Annotated in this window: 21 protein-coding genes and 2 tRNA genes; 6 read left to right on the top strand and 17 right to left on the bottom strand. The window is 62.0% G+C overall.

What is annotated here, in order from left to right; all coding sequences use genetic code 11:
* Positions 1-90: 90 nt before the first annotated feature.
* The 14 genes from ybgF to MKK04_RS20305 all read right to left on the bottom strand — a co-directional run bounded on the left by ybgF (position 91) and on the right by MKK04_RS20305 (position 11,463).
* Positions 91-897, bottom strand: a complete 807-nt coding sequence (gene ybgF / locus MKK04_RS20240) for a tol-pal system protein YbgF (protein WP_233687520.1) — start codon at positions 895-897, stop codon at positions 91-93.
* Between the two features lie 6 nt (positions 898-903).
* Positions 904-1,404 carry a peptidoglycan-associated lipoprotein Pal gene (gene pal / locus MKK04_RS20245; RefSeq protein ID WP_015271469.1) on the bottom strand — a complete coding sequence of 167 codons (501 nt, stop codon included), beginning with the start codon at positions 1,402-1,404 and terminating at the stop codon, positions 904-906.
* A gap of 54 nt (positions 1,405-1,458) precedes the next feature.
* Positions 1,459-2,730, bottom strand: coding sequence for a Tol-Pal system beta propeller repeat protein TolB (tolB, locus tag MKK04_RS20250; RefSeq protein WP_063913017.1), 1,272 nt, complete (start codon positions 2,728-2,730; stop codon positions 1,459-1,461).
* 26 nt (positions 2,731-2,756) lie between these two features.
* Positions 2,757-3,866, bottom strand: a complete 1,110-nt coding sequence (gene tolA / locus MKK04_RS20255; protein ID WP_063913018.1) for a cell envelope integrity protein TolA — start codon at positions 3,864-3,866, stop codon at positions 2,757-2,759.
* The gene (tolR, locus tag MKK04_RS20260) at positions 3,866-4,318 is read right to left on the bottom strand and encodes a protein TolR (RefSeq protein WP_003254760.1); all 453 of its coding nucleotides are present in this window, start codon (positions 4,316-4,318) and stop codon (positions 3,866-3,868) included. Before tolR ends, tolA begins: the two co-directional genes overlap by 1 nt.
* Before the next feature lie 14 nt (positions 4,319-4,332).
* On the bottom strand, positions 4,333-5,028 hold the full coding sequence (gene tolQ, locus MKK04_RS20265; RefSeq protein WP_063913019.1) for a protein TolQ: 696 nt from the start codon (positions 5,026-5,028) through the stop codon (positions 4,333-4,335).
* A gap of 2 nt (positions 5,029-5,030) precedes the next feature.
* Entirely contained in the window at positions 5,031-5,483 is a 453-nt protein-coding gene (gene ybgC, locus MKK04_RS20270) for a tol-pal system-associated acyl-CoA thioesterase (protein WP_015271472.1), read from the bottom strand.
* 125 nt (positions 5,484-5,608) lie between these two features.
* A complete protein-coding gene (ruvB, locus tag MKK04_RS20275; protein WP_087502834.1) occupies positions 5,609-6,655 on the bottom strand; it encodes a Holliday junction branch migration DNA helicase RuvB in 1,047 nt (348 codons plus the stop codon).
* A complete protein-coding gene (gene ruvA, locus MKK04_RS20280; RefSeq protein WP_015271473.1) occupies positions 6,652-7,269 on the bottom strand; it encodes a Holliday junction branch migration protein RuvA in 618 nt (205 codons plus the stop codon). The genes ruvB and ruvA overlap by 4 nt, the downstream gene beginning before the upstream one ends.
* Before the next feature lie 109 nt (positions 7,270-7,378).
* Positions 7,379-7,903 (bottom strand): crossover junction endodeoxyribonuclease RuvC, encoded by a 525-nt coding sequence (gene ruvC, locus MKK04_RS20285; protein WP_004375291.1) that lies wholly within the window; start codon positions 7,901-7,903, stop codon positions 7,379-7,381.
* A 186-nt stretch (positions 7,904-8,089) separates the two neighbouring features.
* Positions 8,090-8,836 carry a YebC/PmpR family DNA-binding transcriptional regulator gene (locus MKK04_RS20290; protein WP_013973810.1) on the bottom strand — a complete coding sequence of 249 codons (747 nt, stop codon included), beginning with the start codon at positions 8,834-8,836 and terminating at the stop codon, positions 8,090-8,092.
* Between the two features lie 114 nt (positions 8,837-8,950).
* The gene (aspS, locus tag MKK04_RS20295) at positions 8,951-10,726 is read right to left on the bottom strand and encodes an aspartate--tRNA ligase (RefSeq protein WP_207830737.1); all 1,776 of its coding nucleotides are present in this window, start codon (positions 10,724-10,726) and stop codon (positions 8,951-8,953) included.
* 93 nt (positions 10,727-10,819) lie between these two features.
* Positions 10,820-11,041: an FmdB family zinc ribbon protein gene (locus tag MKK04_RS20300; protein WP_003254776.1), complete on the bottom strand. Its 222-nt coding sequence runs from the start codon at positions 11,039-11,041 to the stop codon at positions 10,820-10,822.
* Positions 11,042-11,133: 92 nt separating this feature from the next.
* Positions 11,134-11,463, bottom strand: coding sequence for a ribbon-helix-helix domain-containing protein (locus MKK04_RS20305; RefSeq protein WP_207830735.1), 330 nt, complete (start codon positions 11,461-11,463; stop codon positions 11,134-11,136).
* A 281-nt stretch (positions 11,464-11,744) separates the two neighbouring features.
* Here MKK04_RS20305 and MKK04_RS26520 point away from each other — a divergent pair, with 281 nt between their 5' ends.
* On the top strand, positions 11,745-12,338 hold the full coding sequence (locus tag MKK04_RS26520) for a cold-shock protein (RefSeq protein ID WP_207830733.1): 594 nt from the start codon (positions 11,745-11,747) through the stop codon (positions 12,336-12,338).
* A 172-nt stretch (positions 12,339-12,510) separates the two neighbouring features.
* On the opposite strand, the gene MKK04_RS20315 is transcribed toward MKK04_RS26520, so the two are convergent.
* A complete protein-coding gene (locus MKK04_RS20315) occupies positions 12,511-12,717 on the bottom strand; it encodes a SlyX family protein (RefSeq protein WP_063913024.1) in 207 nt (68 codons plus the stop codon).
* On the bottom strand, positions 12,718-13,137 hold the full coding sequence (locus MKK04_RS20320; protein WP_207830731.1) for an HIT family protein: 420 nt from the start codon (positions 13,135-13,137) through the stop codon (positions 12,718-12,720).
* A gap of 690 nt (positions 13,138-13,827) precedes the next feature.
* Between MKK04_RS20320 and MKK04_RS20325 the strand changes: the two genes are divergently transcribed.
* The 3 genes from MKK04_RS20325 (at position 13,828) to MKK04_RS20335 (ending at position 17,943) form a co-directional block, all read left to right on the top strand.
* Positions 13,828-15,093 (top strand): OprD family porin, encoded by a 1,266-nt coding sequence (locus MKK04_RS20325; protein ID WP_207830729.1) that lies wholly within the window; start codon positions 13,828-13,830, stop codon positions 15,091-15,093.
* 160 nt (positions 15,094-15,253) lie between these two features.
* A complete protein-coding gene (locus MKK04_RS20330; RefSeq protein ID WP_063913027.1) occupies positions 15,254-16,969 on the top strand; it encodes a proline--tRNA ligase in 1,716 nt (571 codons plus the stop codon).
* A gap of 20 nt (positions 16,970-16,989) precedes the next feature.
* Complete coding sequence (locus tag MKK04_RS20335) at positions 16,990-17,943, top strand: hypothetical protein (RefSeq protein ID WP_063913028.1); 954 nt, start codon at positions 16,990-16,992, stop codon at positions 17,941-17,943.
* A gap of 168 nt (positions 17,944-18,111) precedes the next feature.
* Here the strand turns inward: MKK04_RS20335 and dinB are convergent, their stop codons facing one another.
* Positions 18,112-19,170, bottom strand: coding sequence for a DNA polymerase IV (gene dinB / locus MKK04_RS20340; RefSeq protein WP_241106818.1), 1,059 nt, complete (start codon positions 19,168-19,170; stop codon positions 18,112-18,114).
* Positions 19,171-19,391: 221 nt separating this feature from the next.
* Here dinB and MKK04_RS20345 point away from each other — a divergent pair.
* Both MKK04_RS20345 and MKK04_RS20350 read left to right on the top strand, forming a co-directional pair.
* Positions 19,392-19,468 (top strand) — tRNA-Met (locus tag MKK04_RS20345).
* A gap of 134 nt (positions 19,469-19,602) precedes the next feature.
* Positions 19,603-19,679 (top strand) — tRNA-Met (locus tag MKK04_RS20350).
* Positions 19,680-19,684: the final 5 nt, after the last annotated feature.

Below are 19,684 nucleotides of genomic sequence, written 5' to 3' on the forward strand. Positions count from 1 at the left end.
GTTATCCGCAGCAGCGTGTTTACGAAAAAAGGGCAGTGATTCTAACGAAAAAACCCGCGACAGGCGCGGGTTTCTTTCAAACGGTGCTGCTTAGAGCTTCTGCAGGTCACGCTGGGCCAGTTGCGCGGCCGAGGTGCCAGGATACTGGGAGATGACCTGCTGCAGGATACCCTTGACCTTGTCGGTATGGCCCATGCGGCGCTCGACATCGGCCAGCTTGTACAGCGAATCCGGCACCTTGCTGTGCTTCGGATACTTCTGGCTGACCTGGGCAAAAGCCTGGCTGGCGGCTGGCAGGTCGCCCTTGGCCAGGTTCACTTCACCCAGCCAATACTGGGCATTGCCCGCGTACTGGCTGTTGGGGTACTTGCGCAGGAAGGCGTTGAACGCCTGGCTGGCCTTGTCGAAGTCTTTCTGCTTGATCAGGTCGAAAGCGGCATCGTAATAGAGCTTTTCTTTCGCCGGATCACCGGGCTCGCTACTGGCGGCCGGTTGTTGCGCAGCAGCACCTGCTGCTGCATCGGGGGCGGCACTGGATGCACCACCACCGGAGGAATTGTCAGGGGTCGCGGCAGGCGCGGCGCCACTGTTGATGCGACGGTCCAGGTCCTGGTAACGCTCCAGGTTTTCCTGCTTCATGCGCGACACATCGTTCTGCAGCTCTTCGATGATGCCTTGCTGGCGGGAAAGCTGATCCTGCATCTGTTGCAGCTGCATGAACAGCTGGCCCTGTGCAGAGGCAGGGGCCGAAGCCCCCGACCCGGCATAGGCGCCGCTCGTGCCATAACCCGCAGGCGGATAACTGCCTGCGTTGTCATCAATTACAGGGACCTCAGCCCAGGCCGCGAGCGGCAGGCTGAGTGCGAGGACGGTTACTACACGGCGGCACATACGCATAAGAACTTACTTACGCAGTTCTACGCGACGGTTCTGAGCCCAGGACTGCTCGTCGTTGCCAGTGGCAACCGGACGCTCTTCACCGTAGGAGACCAGTTCCAGCTGAGCAGGGGAAACGCCCTGCAGAACCAGGTAGCGCTGAACGGCCTTGGCACGACGCTCACCCAGAGCCATGTTGTACTCGCGGGTGCCGCGCTCGTCGGTGTTGCCTTCCAGGACAACGCGGTTGCCGTTGGCTTTCAGGTCCTTGGCGTGAACGTCCAGAGCGCGCATGGCTTCTGGCTTCAGGTCCGAGCTGTCGTATTCGAAGTAGAAGGTGGTGATTGCGCGCAGGGCAGCTTCTTCGCTCAGGGAGCCGTCAACAGCGCCAGCGTTGGCACCGTAGCCAGCGTTCGGATCTACAGCAGCGCCTTCGCCTGCGTTGTCACCGCCCTTCGAGGAGCAACCTACAGCTACGGCCATGGCCAGAGCCAGCGCAGCAAATTTACCAAACTTCAGCATTTCCATCGTGAAACTCCTAATGAAACCCCAGTGTGTTAAGCAAAAATTATTACGCCGCAATCAGTTCAGGTAAGGGGACCAGGACGGTTCTCTGACTTCGCCTTGAGCGGTAGGAAGTGGGAGCCTCACGCGGCCATTAAGCGACACGAGCATCAAGACTCCCCGGCCCTGCTGGCGGGTGGCGTAGATTAGCATGGTGCCGTTTGGCGCAACAGTGGGAGACTCATCAAGACTCGTTTCCGAGAGAATCTTTACACTTCCGCGCTGCAAATCCTGGGCCGCAACTTTGAAGTTGGTGAAGCCCTGCTGGCGATGGATCATCACCAGGGTCTTTTCGTCCGCCGACAGTTTCGGGTTGGCGTTGTAGTTACCCACGAACGTTACACGCTCGGCGCCACCGCCACCGACCGACTGCTTGTAGATCTGCGGCTTGCCGCCACGGTCGGAGGTGAAGTACAGGGTGTTGCCATCCTTGCCCCAGAACGGCTCGGTGTTGATGCCCGGGCCAGCGGTGACACGGCTGATCTGGCGCGAAGCCACGTTCATCACGTAGATGTCCGGGTTGCCGTCCTTCGACAGCACGAACGCCAGGCGCGAGCCGTCCGGCGACCAGGCTGGCGCGCCGTTCAGGCCTTCGAAGTTGGTGACCTGCTCGCGGCGACCGGTATCGATGTGCTGGACGAAGATGCGCGGGCGCTTCTGCTCGAACGAGACATAGGCGATGCGCTTGCCATCCGGTGCAAAGCGTGGCGACAGGATCGGTTCACGCGATTGCAGCAGGGTGACCGCACGTGCACCGTCGTAGTCCGAACGCTGCAGGGTATAGCGGGTGTTGTTGGTGGAGAAACGCTCGGCCGTCACGTACAGCATGCGGGTGGAGAACGCACCCTTGATGCCGGTGAGCTTCTCGAACGACTGGTCGGAAATGTAGTGCGCCATGTCGCGCAGCTGGTCGACGCTGCCCGCCACGCTACCGGTCAGCACTTGCTGCTCGGTGGCGACGTTGAACAGCGCGTACTGCACCTGCAGGCGACCGCCCGACGGCACGATGCTGCCGACCATCACGTACTGCGCGCCCAGCGCTTTCCAGTCACGGAAGATCACTTCGCTGGCCTGCGACGGCTGGCTGATCATGTTCTGCCGCGGAATCGGCGAGTAGTAGCCGGAGTTGCGCAGGTCGTTGCCGATGATGTCGGCCATGTCTTCCGGCAGCACGCTGCCGCCCTGCAGACCAAACGGCACTACCGCGATGGGCGTGGCCCGGTCGCTGCCGCTGGTGACCAGGATGTTCTTTTCCTCTGCCACGGCCATGCCTGCCACGCAGCACAGCATGACCAGCAGTCCTCTCAGACGTTTAATCACAACGCTAGATCCTCAGGTGTAAATGTCATCTTGAACGAACGATATTGGTTGAAATCGCTCGGCTTCATACCCTGCATCTCGGTCAAACGACCAATGTTCTTCACCGCAGCCACCGCCGAACTGTCGTACGGGCCGTCACCACTGGACCGGGCCACGCTGACGTTGGTGATGGTACCGTCCGGCAACATGTTGATCTGCAGGACCACCGTCATGCCCTTGCGCGCGGAAGGCGGACGCGCCCAACCCTCGGCCGCGCGCAAGCGGATCAGGTCGTCGAAGTCGCCAGCCACCTGGTCACCCTGCTCGTCGGCCAGCGCCTGCTGCCGTTCGGTGGTGTCGGACAACAGCTCGGCCAGGGCCTGGGCTTTCTTGTCTTCCGCCGCCTTGCGGGCCGCTTCCTGTGCCTTTTTCTTCTGGGCGTCTGCAGCGGCCTTTTTCTTGGCCTCTTCAGCTGCCTTCTTCTTCGCTTCCTCGGCCGCCGCTTTCTTCTTGGCGTCCTCGGCAGCTTTCTTCTTGGCCTCTTCGGCTGCCTTTTTCTTGGCGTCCTCGGCGGCTTGTTTCTTCGCCTCTTCAGCGGCCTCTTTCTTGGCCTCTTCTTCGGCTTTTTTCTTGGCTTCTTCTTCGGCCTTCTTCTTGGCGATGTCGGCCTGCTGCTTCTCGGCAGCCTTCTTCGCCTCTTCGGCCTTCTTGGCTTCGGCGGCTTTCTTGGCCTCGGCAGCCTTGGCGGCTTCGGCCGCTGCCTCGGCTTTCTTGGCTTCGGCGGCCTCGCGGGCCTCTTCGGCCTTTTGAGCGGCGTCGGCTTTCTTTTGTTCCGCGGCCTTCACGGCCTCCTGCTCGACCTTCTTCTGTTCCAGCTGCTCGACCTCGGTCTGGCGCGAAGCGGTTTTCTTCGCTTCCCCGGCAATCTTCTGATTGGTCTGGGTGGTCGCCTGGCTCTTGGACTTGAGCTGGTACAGGGTAGCCTGGACGATCGGCTTGGATGGCGGCAGCTCAGGCGTCATGGCAAAACTGACGAACAGCAGGGCGAACACCAGCACATGCAGGCCGATGGCCCAGACACTGGGCCAGAAGTAGCTTTCCGAGGCGGATGGCTCTCGCTGTTGCATCAGGGCGCCTCGGTAATCAGGCCAACGTTACCGACACCGGCCTTCTGCAACCCGCCCATGGCACCCATGACCGCGCCATAGTCGACAGCCTTGTCGCCACGAATGAACACCTGGGTCTGCTTGCCCTGGTCACGGCCGGCGGCAATGATCTTGGTCACCGCGTCGGTCATGGCAGGCAAGGTCATGGCCTTGTCCATCTGCTTGTCGGTATCGACTTCGCTGCCGAGGTTCCAGTAGTAGGTCTTGTCAGCCTTGATGGAGATGGTGAGGATCTGGACGTTGTTGTCCTGCGGCAAGGCTTCACTGGAAACCTTGGGCAGGTCTACCTTCACGCCCTGGTTGAGCATGGGCGCCGTCACCATGAAAATGACCAGCAGTACCAGCATCACGTCGATGTAGGGCACCACGTTCATCTCGGCGACGGGCTTGCGTTTGTGGCGAACTCGGGCCATGGGCTTCTACCTGATTACTCTTCGCTGGTGTGCACTTTGCGGTGCAGGATCGCCTGGAACTCGTCGGCGAAGGTGTAGTAACGGCCGATCAGCACTTCGCTGCGGGCCGAGAAGCGGTTGTAGGCGATGACCGCCGGGATTGCCGCGAACAGGCCGATGGCGGTGGCGATCAGCGCTTCGGCGATACCCGGGGCAACCGTGGCCAGGGTGGCCTGCTGGGCGCTGGCCAGGCCGCGGAAGGAGTTCATGATGCCCCATACGGTACCGAACAGGCCGATGTACGGGCTGGTCGAACCGACGGTGGCCAGGAACGGCAGGCTCTGCTCGAGTTTTTCTTCCTCGCGCGAGATGGCTACGCGCATGGCACGGGCAACACCCTCCATGACCGCGTCCGGATCAACGCCCGACTGCTGGCGCAGACGCGAAAATTCCTTGAAGCCGGCACGGAAGACCTGCTCGACCCCGGAGTCCGGGTCCGGGTTGCTGCCTGCCTGGCGGTACAGCTTGGACAGGTCGATACCCGACCAGAAGCGCTCCTCGAAGGCATCCAGCGCACGACGACCGGCGCGCAGCATGGTGCTGCGCTGAAAGATCATGATCCATGAGGTGACCGAGGCGGCCACCAGGATCAGCATTACCAGCTGTACCAACACGCTGGCATTGCTGACCAGACTCCACATGGAGGTATGGTCGACGACGTTAGCTTCCACGCTTATTCTCCTGCATTCGATTGAGTACCCGAGCCGTCCGCCGCAAAGGCGTCACGCAGCTCCGGGGGTATGGCTCGGGGTTTGAAAGTGTCGGCGCGCACGGCGGCCACCAGGAACTGCCCTTCGCAGAGCAGCGTTTCATCCTTTTCCCGCCAGACCTGCTGCACGAAGCGCAGGCTGGCGCGATTGAGTTCAAGTACTTGCGCGGTAACCCGAAGCTCGTCGTCCAGCCGCGCCGGCGCGTGATAGCGCGCTTCGCTGGAGTGGACCACGAACAGCAGGTTGTCTTCGGCCAGTTGCGCCTGGGAAAAGCCCAGGTGCCGCAGCCGCTCGGTACGCGCGCGCTCCATGAATTTCAGGTAATTGACGTAATACACCACACCACCGGCATCGGTATCCTCGTAATAGACACGACAACGGTGTGCGAACGGTTCCAGGCCATTTTGCGCGCGCATACTCTAGTGCTTACTCCTCAGCTTGCCAATCCGCTGTGGCAACTGTTTTTTCTTCATTTATGTCCTATTGCCAGCGCACCCTCGGCATGCCAGCGGTAGGACCACGAAAAGCTGTTTTCGATCTGTCACTCATCGCCCGTTTCGGAAAAATCCCCACCCTCCCCCAGGCGCCCGGGTACGTTCAGGCCAAAGTGCAGGTAGGCATGCCGGGTGACCACGCGGCCGCGCGGCGTGCGCATGATGTAGCCTTGCTGGATGAGGTACGGCTCGAGCACGTCCTCGATGGTGTGGCGCTCTTCGCTGATGGCTGCCGCCAGGTTGTCCACGCCGACCGGGCCACCGTCGAACTTCTCGATCATGGTCAGCAGCAGGCGGCGGTCGGAGTGGTCGAAACCGCGCTCGTCGACATCCAGCAGATTGAGCGCCATGTCGGCCACGGCCTTGGTGATCTGGCCCTTGCCGCGCACCTCGGCGTAGTCGCGCACGCGGCGCAGCAGGCGGTTGGCGATACGTGGCGTGCCGCGGGCCCGACGGGCGATCTCGTAGGCCCCCTGGTCTTCGATGGCCAGGCCGAGGATGCCGGCCGAACGGCTGACGATGGTGGCCAAGTCCTTGTCGCTGTAGAACTCCAGGCGCTGGACGATACCGAAACGGTCCCGCAGCGGGTTGGTGAGCATGCCCGCACGGGTGGTGGCACCGACCAGGGTGAACGGCGGCAGGTCGAGCTTGATAGAACGGGCCGCCGGCCCTTCGCCGATCATGATGTCGAGCTGGAAGTCCTCCATCGCCGGGTACAGCACTTCTTCGACGACCGGTGACAGCCGGTGGATCTCGTCGATGAACAGCACGTCGTGCGGTTCGAGGTTGGTCAGCATGGCCGCGAGGTCGCCCGGGCGCTCGAGGATCGGCCCCGAGGTACTCTTGACCGACACGCCCATTTCATGGGCGATGATGTTGGCCAGGGTGGTCTTGCCAAGGCCGGGCGGGCCGAAGATCAGCGTATGGTCGAGCGATTCGCTGCGGCCACGGGCGGCCTGGATGAACAGCGCCATCTGCTCGCGCACCACCGGCTGGCCGATGTACTCGTCCAGCCGCAGCGGGCGGATCGCACGGTCCTGGACTTCTTCACGGTCGCGGCCACTGGCGGCGATCAGGCGGTCGGCTTCGATCACTTGGTAATCATCCCTTTCAGGCTGCGACGGATCAGTTCTTCACTGCTCAGGCCGGCCTTGTCCTTGATCGCGGCGATCGCCTTGCTGGCTTCCTGCGGCTTGTAGCCGAGCGAAACCAGGGCGCTGACTGCGTCAGCTTCGGCTGTGGATGCGCTGGCCACCGGCAGCGGCCCGTCGGAGACCAGGGTGAACATGGCCGGGGAAGTTTCCCAAGCCTTGAAGCGGTCCTTGAGCTCTACCAGCAGGCGTTCGGCGGTCTTCTTGCCGACACCGGGCACGCGCACCAGGGCCGAGGTGTCCTGGGCCTGCACGCAGCGCACCAGCTCGTCCACTTCCAGCCCGGACATCAGCGCCAGGGCCAGCTTCGGCCCTACGCCGTTCAGGCGGATGAGCTCGCGGAACAGCTCGCGCTCGCGCTTTTCGGCAAAACCGTAGAGCAGGTGAGCGTCCTCGCGCACCACCAGGTGGGTATGCACGGTTACGGGTTCGCCCACCTTGGGCAGACGGTACAGCGTGGTCATGGGAACTTCCAGTTCGTAACCCACGCCGTTGACGTCGATAATCAGGTGCGGCGGCTGTTTTTCCGCCAGGGTGCCGCGCAAACGTCCAATCACGTTCCGATCCTTCCTCTCGGGGAGCCGGTCAAAGACCGCTCAACCCTATCAGCAAATGCAGCGGGTGAACGCATCACCCGAACAAAATGTGTATCAGCGCATGAAGCGCCTACAGACGCAAGCGCCCTCCGCGTCGCCGCGCCGTGGCCAGGCCATGCGGCACCAGGCTGGAGCGGGTATGGGCGTGGCACAAGGCGATGGCCAAGGCATCGGAGGCGTCGATCTGCGGCTTCTGCGTCAGTTTCAGCAGGTGCATGACCATCATCATCACCTGCTCCTTGTTGGCCCCGCCGGTACCGGCTACCGCCTGCTTGACCTGAGTGGCGCTGTATTCGGCGATTTCCAGGCCGGCTTCGGCGGCGGCGACGATGGCCGCGCCACGGGCCTGGCCAAGCTTGAGCGCCGAGTCGGCGTTACGGGCCATGAACACCCGCTCGATGCCCATGGTGACCGGGCCGTGCTGGGCGATGATTTCACCCACGCCACGAAAGACGATCTGCAGCCGCTCGTGCAGCTCGCCGCTGCCGGTGCGAATGCAGCCCGACGCCACGTACTCGCAACCACGGGCGGTCTGGCGTACCACGCCATAGCCGGTGATGCGCGAACCGGGGTCGATACCAAGAATCAGAGTCATAGTGCCTGTCAAAAAAATTGATGCATCTGTGCAAACTGTACCGGCCCTTTCGCGGGTAAACCCGCTCCCACAGGTACTGCACCGATTCTGAATGTGGTGCAGTACCTGTGGGAGCGGGTTTACCCGCGAAAGGGCCGGTACAGGCGCTGACAAACTTGAAGAACTGGCCTGGATAGCCAGGACACCTTAGCCGAGGTTTTCCATGATCTCGTCGGAAATCTGGGCATTGGAGTAGACGTTCTGCACGTCATCCAGGTCTTCGAGCATGTCGATCAGTTTGAGCACCTTTTCGGCACCGTCCTGGTCGAGTTCGGCGCTGGTGGTCGGCTGCATGACGATTTCCGCGTCAGCGGCCTTGAAGCCCGCCTCTTCCAGGGCATTGCGCACGGCGTAGAAGCTGTTGAACGAGGTGAACACGTCGAACGAGCCGTCATCGTTGGCCACCACGTCGTCGGCATCGGCTTCCATCGCCGCTTCCATCAGCGCGTCTTCCTCCACGCCCGGGGCAAAGCTGATCTGCCCCTTGCGCTCGAACAGGTAGGCCACCGAACCGTCGGTACCCAGGTTGCCACCACACTTGGTGAAGGCATGACGCACGGCGGCGGCGGTACGGTTGCGGTTGTCGGTCATGGCCTCGACCATGATCGCCACGCCACCCGGGCCGTAGCCTTCGTAGCTGAGTTCTTCGACGTTGTCGCTTTCGTTGGTACCGGCACCACGGGCCACGGCGCGATCGATGATGTCGCGGCTCATGTTGGCGCCCAGGGCCTTGTCCAGCGCCAGGCGCAGGCGTGGGTTGGAGGCCGGGTCAGCACCGCCCTGCTTGGCGGCGACCGTCAGCTCGCGGATCCACTTGGTGAAGATCTTGCCTCTCTTGGCATCCTGGCGCTCTTTGCGGTGCTTGATGTTTGCCCACTTGGAATGACCAGCCATAACGACTCCGAATCCTTTGAATCACAAACAGCCCCGCCCCTGTGCGGGGCGGGACGGGAAATTGCCTGCGCCGAAACGCAAAGGCGCATCCATGTGGATGCGCCCGGGGACTGCTTACTCGACCTTGGTCTGTTCGCGCAGCCGGATGTGCAGCTCGCGCAGGGCCTTGGCGTCGACCATGCCTGGGGCCTGGGTCATGACACACGCGGCGCTCTGGGTTTTCGGGAAGGCGATCACTTCACGGATCGACTGGGCGCCGGTCATCAGCATGACCAGGCGGTCCAGGCCGAAGGCCAGGCCACCGTGAGGCGGTGCACCGAACTTCAGGGCGTCGAGCAGGAAGCCGAACTTCTCTTCCTGTTCTGCCGCTTCGATGCCCAGCAGGCGGAACACGGCCTGTTGCATCTCCTTGCGGTGGATACGGATCGAACCGCCACCCAGTTCGGTACCGTTCAGGACCATGTCGTAGGCACGCGACAGAGCGCTGGCCGGGTTGGCCTCGAGCTCTTCCGGAGTGCATTTCGGCGCGGTGAACGGGTGGTGCAGCGCGGTGAAGCTGCCGTCTTCGTTCTCTTCGAACATCGGGAAGTCGACCACCCACATCGGTGCCCACTCGCAGGTCAGCAGCTCGAAGTCGTGGCCCAGACGGATACGCAGCGCGCCCAGGGCTTCGCTGACCACCTTGAACTTGTCGGCACCGAAGAACACGATGTCGCCGTCAACGGCGCCAACGCGATCGAGGATGGTGTTGAGGTTGGCCTCGGGGATGTTCTTGACGATCGGCGACTGCAGGCCTTCGACGCCCTTGGCGCGCTCGTTGACCTTGATGTAGGCCAGGCCCTTGGCACCGTAGATGCCGACGAACTTGGTGTACTCGTCGATCTTGCTGCGCGGCATGCTGGCGCCGCCTGGCAGGCGCAGGGCGGTAACGCGGCATTTCGGATCGTTGGCCGGGCCGGCGAACACCTTGAAGTCGACGTCCTTGAGCTGGTCGGCAACGTCGACCAGTTCCAGCGGAATGCGCAGGTCCGGCTTGTCGGAGCCGTAGCGGCGCATGGCCTCTTCGAAGGTCATGTGCGGGAATTCGCCGAATTCCAGGTCCAGCACTTCCTTGAACAGCTTGCGGATCATGCTTTCGGTCAGGCCCATGATCTCGCTTTCATCGAGGAAGCTGGTCTCGATGTCGATCTGGGTGAATTCCGGCTGGCGGTCGGCACGCAGGTCTTCGTCACGGAAGCACTTGGCGATCTGGTAGTAGCGGTCGAAGCCGGCGACCATCAGCAGCTGCTTGAACAGCTGTGGCGACTGCGGCAGGGCGAAGAAGCTACCGGCGTGGGTACGGCTAGGCACCAGGTAGTCACGCGCGCCTTCCGGGGTGGCACGGGTCAGGATCGGCGTCTCGACGTCGAGGAAGCCGTTTTCGTCAAGGAAGCGACGAATGCTGCTGGTGATGCGCGAACGCAGGCGCAGCTTGTCGGCCATTTCCGGGCGACGCAGGTCGATGAAGCGGTAGCGCAGGCGGGTTTCCTCGCCGACGTCGGAGTATTCGTTCAGCGGGAACGGTGGGGTTTCCGCTTCGTTGAGCACGTTCAGCTGGTAGCCGAGGATCTCGATGGCACCGGAAGCCATGTTGGCATTCACCGCACCTTCAGGGCGCTTGCGGACCTTGCCGGTGATCTGCACGACGTATTCGCTGCGCACGCGGTCGGCAGCGGCGAAGGTTTCGGCGCGATCCGGGTCGAACACGACCTGGGCCATGCCTTCGCGGTCACGGATGTCGAGGAAGATCACCCCGCCGTGGTCGCGGCGACGATGGACCCAGCCGCAAAGGGTGACTTCCTGGCCGTCCAGGCTCTCGTTCAGTTGGCCGCAATAATGGCTGCGCATCATGATGGTGGTTTCGCTTCTCGTGATTCGTGTATTCGGTGGAGGCCTTGGCCGCCCGGAGGGCTAATACTGCAAGACCCGGTCACAGCATTCAACTCAGTCGGCCTTGTCGCCGCCTGCCAGATTCTTTTTCGCCCCGGTCTTGAAGTCGGTTTCGTACCAACCGTTACCGCTCAGGCGGAAGCCTGGCACCGACAGCAGCTTCTTCAGCGCCGGCGCCTGGCAGGCCGGGCAATCGGTCAGCGGCGCGGCGCTGATCTTCTGCAGCACTTCCATGCGGTGCTCGCAGGATGCACATTGATAGTCATAAAGGGGCATGGGTGTCTCTCGTCAACCATAACGCTGGCTGCCGGGGCAGCAAAAAGCGGGATTATATATGGTTAGCAAGCACTGCGCAGCCCGCCAGGCGATCAGCGCGCACTTGGCGGGTCCTGAAGCCAGGCGACGCAGATCACCCGGATCAGCCCGCTGAAGTTGCGCACCCCACCCTGGCGCAGGTGCACTTCGCGGTCCACATAGGACAGCACCGCGCTGACCGAGCAGCGGTTGGCCGCGGCGATGCGCTCCAGGATGCCCCAATAGACGGCCTCCAGCCGCAGGCAGGTGGAAAAGCCGTTGAGCCGCACCGAACGCGACACCGGCTGGGTCTGCAACATGTCGAAATCCGCCCTGAACGGATCGATGCACTGTTTTCCCGGCCAGCGCCCCTGGCCAGCCACACGTTTGCTCGCTTGCATCATGCGCCACACTTCCTCGTCACAGGTACCAGGTGGCCTATGAAGCGCTGACGGGCGTGGTTAAAGCAGCGGCAAAATCTTCCTGCACAAGCTGCATTACCCGCCGCGCAGCCTGCGGTTTGAGTAGCCTGCGGCTTTACTGTTAAATAGGCATGGTGCCACCCGTGCAGATTGTCATTGCCGGGTGCATAGGCTGGCCTGTCCCGTGTTCGCGCTCTACACCTCATGCGCACCGTGCCGCCAGCTCTTCCTGTGATCGGCCTTATCAACTGTGAGCCAACCCCATGTTCAAGATCGTCCATCTGGTGACGGGCGTGGCAGCATTGCTGCTATCGCTCCTACCCAGCCTGAAAACCGATGCGACCCCCTTCCTTCAACAACCCGACGCGGTCTACCTGGCCCTGCTCGGCCTGCTCAACCTGGTGCTGGCCCCGGTCGTGCCACTGTACTACCGCGGCGCACGGCAACAGCTGCAGCACCTGGCCTGCGCCCTGCTGGTGGTGGCCGTGGTGCTGCAGACCCTGACACTGCTGGCCCGCCCGGAAATGGGCAACCTGGCCGCTCTGGTCTGCGCGGCGCTGGCTGTGGCCGTGCACCTGGCCGTGGGCTTTGCCCGCAGCCCGCGCAAGGCACGCGCCAGCCAGCACGCGGCGCAGGATGCCGGCAATCGTGATACCGGTACCGTGAAGTGGTTCAACACATCCAAAGGCTTTGGCTTCATCTCCCGCGACTCGGGCGATGATATCTTCGTGCACTTTCGCGCCATTCGCGGTGAAGGCCACCGCATCCTGGTGGAAGGCCAGCGCGTGGAATTTTCCGTGATGCACCGCGACAAGGGCCTGCAGGCCGAGGATGTGGTTGCGGTAACCCGCCGCTGATTCCATTTGCAGAAACCATCCCTTGTGGGAGACAGCCCAGCCCTTCGGGCTGCGCTGTCGCGCAGCGAACTGAATTCGCAAGCGGTCCGCTCCCACAGGGGCCCTGCCAATTCAATGAGTCATGTGCAGCTCCATGAGAGCTGGCTTGCCGGCGACAGGGCCCTGAAAGGTATCAATAATGAGGCGGCGGCGCCTCGTCCCCTTCGCTGCCGTACTGGCCAACCATCTCTTCGTAACGCTTGATCAGCTCGGCCATCTGCAACTGCAGCCGTTCGATCACCCGCCCCTGCTCGACCACCACGTCATTCAGCGCCTGGATGGTGTCATCCTGGAACGCCTGGCGGGTTTCCAGTTCGACCACTCGTAATTCAAGCGACATTCAGGCCTCCTGGTAGCCGGCAAGTTGCAGCCCGCGCAGGCGCTGGCGAATGGCTTGCACCTGGTCGTCGGTGTAGGCCACCGCCGGGCACTTGCCCCACACCGGTGCCGGCCAGGCGGCGTCGTCGCGCTGGCGCACGATCACGTGCATGTGCAACTGGCTCACCACATTGCCCAGGGTAGCCACGTTCATCTTGTCGGCGTTGTAGCTGGCCTTCAGTGCCTCGGCCAGACTGGTGGTTTCCTGCCACAACTGCTGCTGCTCCGCAGCATCGAGCTCGAACAGTTCGCTGATACCGGCGCGCTTGGGCACCAGGATGAACCACGGATAGTTGGCATCCTTGCTCAGCAACAACTGGCACAGCGCAAACTCCCCCAGCACCAGGGAATCCTGCTGCAAACGCGAATCGAGGACGAACACGGCAAATCTCCTTGAGGCAGAACCAACCGCTTCACGCGGAAAACAGGCCTGCAAGGATACCTTGCACGTTCCCGGTAACACAGCGCTACTTTTCGCACCAAAATGAGGCCGCCGGTACACCTCCCACCACACTTGCCACCCACAGGTGACGCTGCATGAACAAGTTGCGGTAACACATTGACTTTCATGGCAGCTTTTCAATTTTTAATGATTCTCGACAGCAATACGCCACCAGACGGCTCCCGCCCCGTGTTTACGGCACTTTCCGACCCCCGGTAGCAGGTTTTGTGAAAATTTCATGAAGCGTTGCGAATTTTGAGCACGCTTGTTGCATTCCTTTCACGCCAAGTCGGCACGACATCTGCAACAGCGGGTGTACGCGACAAATAACAACAGCGACATTGGTTACCAGGGAGTTTCCCCAACCGGAATCGGTAGTTACAGATTCATTACGGTGACAGGAACAGCGCTGGGGTTGTACGGCCCTTGAACCGGGGCGTGATTTGCGACATGGAAATACCTAGAAGCGACATGGTGAAAAAGTTCCGAAAAGGATGTTTATACCCATATCGCCAACAACAGTCTGCGTGCTATACATTTTCGCCGACATAACAAGAAAGAGCTGCCCCATATAACTAAAAGACTTGGACGCAGCGGTACTCTTCCTAAAAACCAAAGGAGCAAATCACGATGCGCGTGATGAAGTGGAGCATGATCGCCCTGGCCGTTGCGGCAGGGACCTCGCAGTTGGCATTGGCCTCTTCCCAGGACGAGTCCAAAGGTTTCATCGAAGACAGCAAGCTGAACGTCAAGACCCGCATGCTGTACTTCAGCCGTGACTTCCGTAACAACGAAGGCGGCCAGAGCCGTCGCGAAGAAACCGGCCTGGGCTTCCTCGGCACCTTCGAGTCCGGCTTCACCCAGGGCACCGTGGGTGTGGGTGTCGATGCCATCGGCATGCTCGGCCTGAAACTGGACAGCGGCAAGGGCCGCGCCGGTACCGGCCTGTTCCCGACCGGCTCCGACGGCCGTTCGCAGGATGATTACTCCAAGGGCGGTGGTGCGGTTAAGTTCCGTATCTCCGACACCGTGCTGAAAGTGGGTGACCAGTTCACCGCACTGCCGGTCTTCGCTACCGACGACAGCCGCCTGCTGCCAGAAATCGCTCAGGGCACCCTGATCACCAGCAACGAGATCGAGGGCCTGACCCTGCACGCTGGTCACTTCACCAGCCTGACCGCCCAGGAGCAGACCAACCGCGACAGCTTCGGCCTGAAGGAAGCCAACGTGGTCGGTGGTACCTACGCCTTCACCGACAACCTCAGCACCAGCCTGTACTACTCGAAGGTCGAAGACTACTGGCGCAAGTACTACGCCAACGTCAACTGGGCGCTGCCGATCTCCGACAAGCAAGGCCTGGTGTTCGACTTCAACATTTATGACACCAAGAGCGAAGGCTCGGCCGAGTACCGCGCGTTCGACGGCGACAAGCTGGACAACCGCGCGTTCAGCCTGTCGGGCGCCTACAACATCGGCGCGCACACCTTCACCCTGGCCTACCAGAAAGTCACCGGCGACGGCGACTATGGCTATGGCATCGACGGTGGCGGCACCATCTTCCTGGCCAACTCCATTGCCCGTTCCGACTTCAACGCCGAAGACGAGAAATCCTGGCAGGCTCGCTACGACCTGAACTTCGCCGAATACGGCATCCCGGGCCTGACCTTCATGACCCGTTATGTACGCGGTACCGACGCCAACGTCGCCGGCACCAGCAACGGCAAGGAATGGGAACGCGACGTCGATATCAAGTACGTACTGCAGAGCGGCCCGGCGAAAGACCTGAGCTTCCGCGTACGTCAGGCCACCTACCGCTCTTCCGATGGCGTTTACTACGATTCCCCATCGATCGACGAACTGCGCCTGATCGTGGAGTACCCGCTGAGCATCCTGTAAGCCTGGCTTGCAGTGCCCCGCACCTGAAAAAGCCCGGCGATCACGCCGGGCTTTTTCTTGGCTGACAAGTGTCACGCCCTGGGGCATCCTGTACGCCTTCGTTTCGCCCCCGTACAATGCGGGGTCATTTCAATGTCTTAGGCAATCGACACGGCTCACCATGCGCACCAGTCAATATTTGCTCGCCACCCAGAAAGAAACCCCTGCCGACGCAGTGGTCATCAGCCATCAGCTCATGCTGCGTGCCGGCATGATCCGCAAACTGGCCTCCGGCCTGTACACCTGGCTGCCGATGGGCTTGCGGGTGATGCGCAAGGTCGAGGCCGTGGTGCGTGAGGAAATGAACGCCGCCGGCGCCCTGGAAGTGCTGATGCCCAGCATCCAGCCCGCCGAACTGTGGCAGGAATCCGGCCGCTGGGAACAGTACGGCCCCGAGCTGCTGCGCCTGAAAGACCGCCACCAGCGCGACTTCTGCGTCGGCCCGACCCACGAAGAAGTCATCACCGACCTGGCCCGCAACGAGCTGTCCAGCTATAAACAGCTGCCGCTCAACATGTACCAGATCCAGACCAAGTTCCGTGACGAGATCCGCCCGCGCTTCGGCCTGATGCGCGGCCGCGAGTTCATCATGAAGGACGCCTACTCGTTCCATGCCGACCAGGCTTCCCTGCAGGAAACCTACGACCGCATGCACCAGGCGTACAGCAACGTGTTCACCCGCCTGGGCCTGGACTTCCGTCCAGTACAGGCTGACACCGGCTCTATCGGTGGCAGCTACTCGCACGAGTTCCACGTACTGGCCGAGTCCGGCGAAGACGACGTGATCTTCAGCGACAGCTCCGACTACGCCGCCAACATCGAGAAGGCCGAGGCCATCCCGCGCGAAACCGTGCGCCCAGCCCCTACCGAGGAGCTGCGCCTGGTCGACACGCCGAACGCCAAGACCATCGCCCAGCTGGTGGAAAACTTCGGCCTGCCGATCGAGAAAACCGTCAAGACCCTGATCGTGCGCGGCGCCGAGGAAGGCAAGCTGGTTGCCCTGGTGGTACGTGGCGACCACGAGCTGAACGAAATCAAGGCGGCCAAGCTGGAACAGGTTGCCGACCCGCTGGTCATGGCTACCGACGCCGAGCTGCGCGAGGCCATTGGTGCCGGCGCCGGCTCGCTCGGCCCGCTGAACCTGCCACTGGAATGCGTGATCGACCGTTCGGTTGCCCTGATGAGCGACTTCGGCATTGGCGCCAACATCGACGACAAGCACTACTTCGGCGTGAACTGGGAGCGCGACCTGCCGGTTCCACAGGTCGCCGACCTGCGTAACGTGGTCGAAGGTGACCCGAGCCCGGACGGCCAGGGCACCCTGGTGATCAAGCGCGGCATCGAAGTGGGCCACATCTTCCAGCTCGGCACCAAGTACAGCGAGGCGCTGAAGTGCCAGGTACTGGGCGAGAACGGCAAGCCGGTAACCCTGTCCATGGGCTGCTACGGCATCGGCGTGTCCCGCGTGGTCGCCGCTGCCATCGAGCAGAGCTACGACGACAAGGGCATCATCTGGAACGACGCCCTGGCCCCGTTCCAGATCGCCCTGGTACCGCTGCGCTACGAGACCGACGTGGTTCGCGAGGCGACCGACAAGCTGTACGCCGAGCTGACTGCTGCCGGCTACGAAGTGCTGCTGGACGACCGTGACAAGAAGACCAGCCCAGGCATCAAGTTTGCCGACATGGAGCTGATCGGTATCCCGCACCGCATCGTCGTCAGCGATCGCGGCCTGGCCGAAGGCAACCTGGAGTACAAGCACCGCACCGAGCAGGACGCCCAGCCGTTGCCGCTCAATGAAGTGCTGACCTTCCTGCAGGCCCGCGTTCGCCGCTGATAACCAATGCACGAGTGATCATGTTCAAGCGAAGTACCTTTCCCCTGGGGGGCGCCGCACTGTGCGGCGCCCTGCTCGTCAGCGGCTGCGCCAACCAGATGTCCCAGCGCAGCGACCATGAGGAGCGCATCGAGCGCAAACTGCTCGAGCACACCCTGCAGATCGATGTCGGCGAGCCGAAGGTGATGGAGCTTCCGCAGCGACGTGTGCGGGTGCATGAGCAGAAGCGCTTCGAAGTCACCGAGTTCGAAGTCACCCGCAGCTATGACCGCTACACGCCTTACCAGCCCTGGCGGGAGATCTACGAGATCCCGCTGGGTGCGGTGGCGGTAGTAGCGGGCGTCGGTGCCAACGTGGTCAACGTCTTTGCCCTGGGCAACCTGCCGGAAAGCATCACCCACGACTGGCTCAGCTACGGCGTGGACGGGCTCAACCCGTTCATGAACGTGCCGTCCAACGGTCGTGCCCAGCAGAACCTGGCCGGGATCAGCGAAGTGCAGAAAGGCAAGCGCGAGGAATCTACCAGCGTGCCCTGGAGCGAGCGCCTGGTCGAGGTCAAGGCCGGCAAGATGACCCACGAGCTGACCACCGACAGGAACGGCGTGCTGCGCCTGAACCTGCTCGACAGCCCGTTCTCCGAGCAGAACCTCAACCACATCGGCACCCTGCACCTGCAGGTGCTGGACGAGGACAACGCGGTACGTGGCGATGCCAGCCTGCTGGTCAGCGCCACCCTGCGCAACAAGCTGCTCGAAGCCCATGAACTGATCTTCGATGACCTGGAAGACGACGATGTCGGCCAATGGGTACACCGGGTCAAGCGCTTGTCCGAACTGGGCCTGGAAGAGGAAGCCAGTGAAATGGAACAGAGCCTGATCGAACTGACCCGCAACGACCCGGAGCTGCAGCAGGAGTTTCTGCAGTCGCTGACCAAGGCCACTGGCCGGTTGGTGGCTGATCCGGGCGTGCAGTAACTGCTGCGGGGCAACGCATCCCCCCGTGGGAGCGGCCTTGTGTCGCGAAAGGGCTGCACAGCAGCCCCGACAATTGATGCATCATTGCAGAAATCCTGGGGCCGCTGCGCGGCCCTTTCGCGACACAAGGCCGCTCCCACAGGGGGCCGTGCAGCCAGGCCAGGCCATTTATTGAGGCGGGAACAGCTCCAGCTGCTCATGCGCCCCGCGCAAGTCGCGCAACCTTACGCCTACCCCCAGCAAGCGCACCGGCTTGCCACCCCGGGCAAACGCCTGCCCCAGCAACTGTCGATAACTCTCCAGGTCCCTGCCCGCCCCCGCCTGCTCCATGGTGGTCTGGCTGAAGTCATGGAACTTGACCTTGACGAAGGGTTTTTCCGGCCGGTAACTGCTGTCCATGCGGGCAATACGCTCGTTCAGGCTTTCCAGCAACTCGGGGAGCCGTGCCAGGCAACTGGCCAGGTCCGGAAGGTCGGTGTCGTAGGTGTTTTCCACACTGACCGACTGCCGGCGGCTGTCATTGTGCACTGCACGCTCATCGATACCCCGCGCCAGCCCCCACAAACGCTCGCCAAAGCTGCCGAACTCGCGCACCAGCGCCAGACGCGACCATTCGCGCAGCTCCAGGCAGGTTTCGATACCCAACCGCGCCAGCTTGTCTGCCATTACCTTGCCCACCCCGTGCAACCTGGCCACCGGCAGGGCGGCGACGAACGCCTCCACTTCGCCGGGGGTAATCACGAACAGGCCATTGGGCTTGCGCCAGTCACTGGCGATCTTGGCCAGGAACTTGTTCGGCGCCACACCGGCCGAGACGGTTATATGCAGGGTGCGGGCGACGCGCCGGCGGATATCCTCGGCAATACGCGTGGCGCTGCCCGAGTACCACTGGCTGTCGCTCACATCCAGGTAGGCCTCGTCCAGCGACAGCGGCTCGATCAGCTCGGTGTAGTCGCGGAAGATCGTGTGGATTTCCCGCGAGGCCTCACGGTAGGCCTCGAAGCGCGGCTTGACGATCAGCAAGTCCGGGCACAGCTTCAGCGCATGCCGCGACGACATGGCCGAGCGCACGCCATAGGCACGCGCTTCATAGTTGCAGGTAGCGATCACCCCTCGATGGTCGGGCGAGCCCCCCACTGCCATGGGCCGCCCGGCCAGGCGTGGGTCGTCACGCATTTCGATCGCGGCATAGAAGCAATCGCAGTCGACATGGATGATCTTGCGCAAGGACATGGATGACCGTCAGCACTGTAAATTCATACAGATAGTATCGCATGCGCCCTCGGGGTATGCAGCCTGTAGGCGGCATTGCTCGATAATCGGCCTGAAAGCCCCGTCGTGCCTGAGCTGCGCGTCATATTCAAACGCTAAGAGTTTGAACAGGAAAGGTTTTTTTCAGAAAAAAGCTTGACACCCACGGGTAAATCCGTAGAATTCGATCTCACAGGCGCGGGATGGAGCAGCCTGGTAGCTCGTCGGGCTCATAACCCGAAGGTCGTCGGTTCAAATCCGGCTCCCGCAACCAGATTCGAGAAAAGGCCACTGTTCACACAGTGGCCTTTTTCTTTTGCGTCAAATAATGCATTCGTAGAAATATTAAAAAAATCAACGACTAGCGCTTGACATCCATTCTGAAAACTGTAGAATTCGCCCCACTGACGCGGGATGGAGCAGCCTGGTAGCTCGTCGGGCTCATAACCCGAAGGTCGTCGGTTCAAATCCGGCTCCCGCAACCATATTC

The sequence above is a fragment of the Pseudomonas sp. LS.1a genome, from assembly GCF_022533585.1.
In the GTDB taxonomy this organism is placed as follows: domain Bacteria; phylum Pseudomonadota; class Gammaproteobacteria; order Pseudomonadales; family Pseudomonadaceae; genus Aquipseudomonas.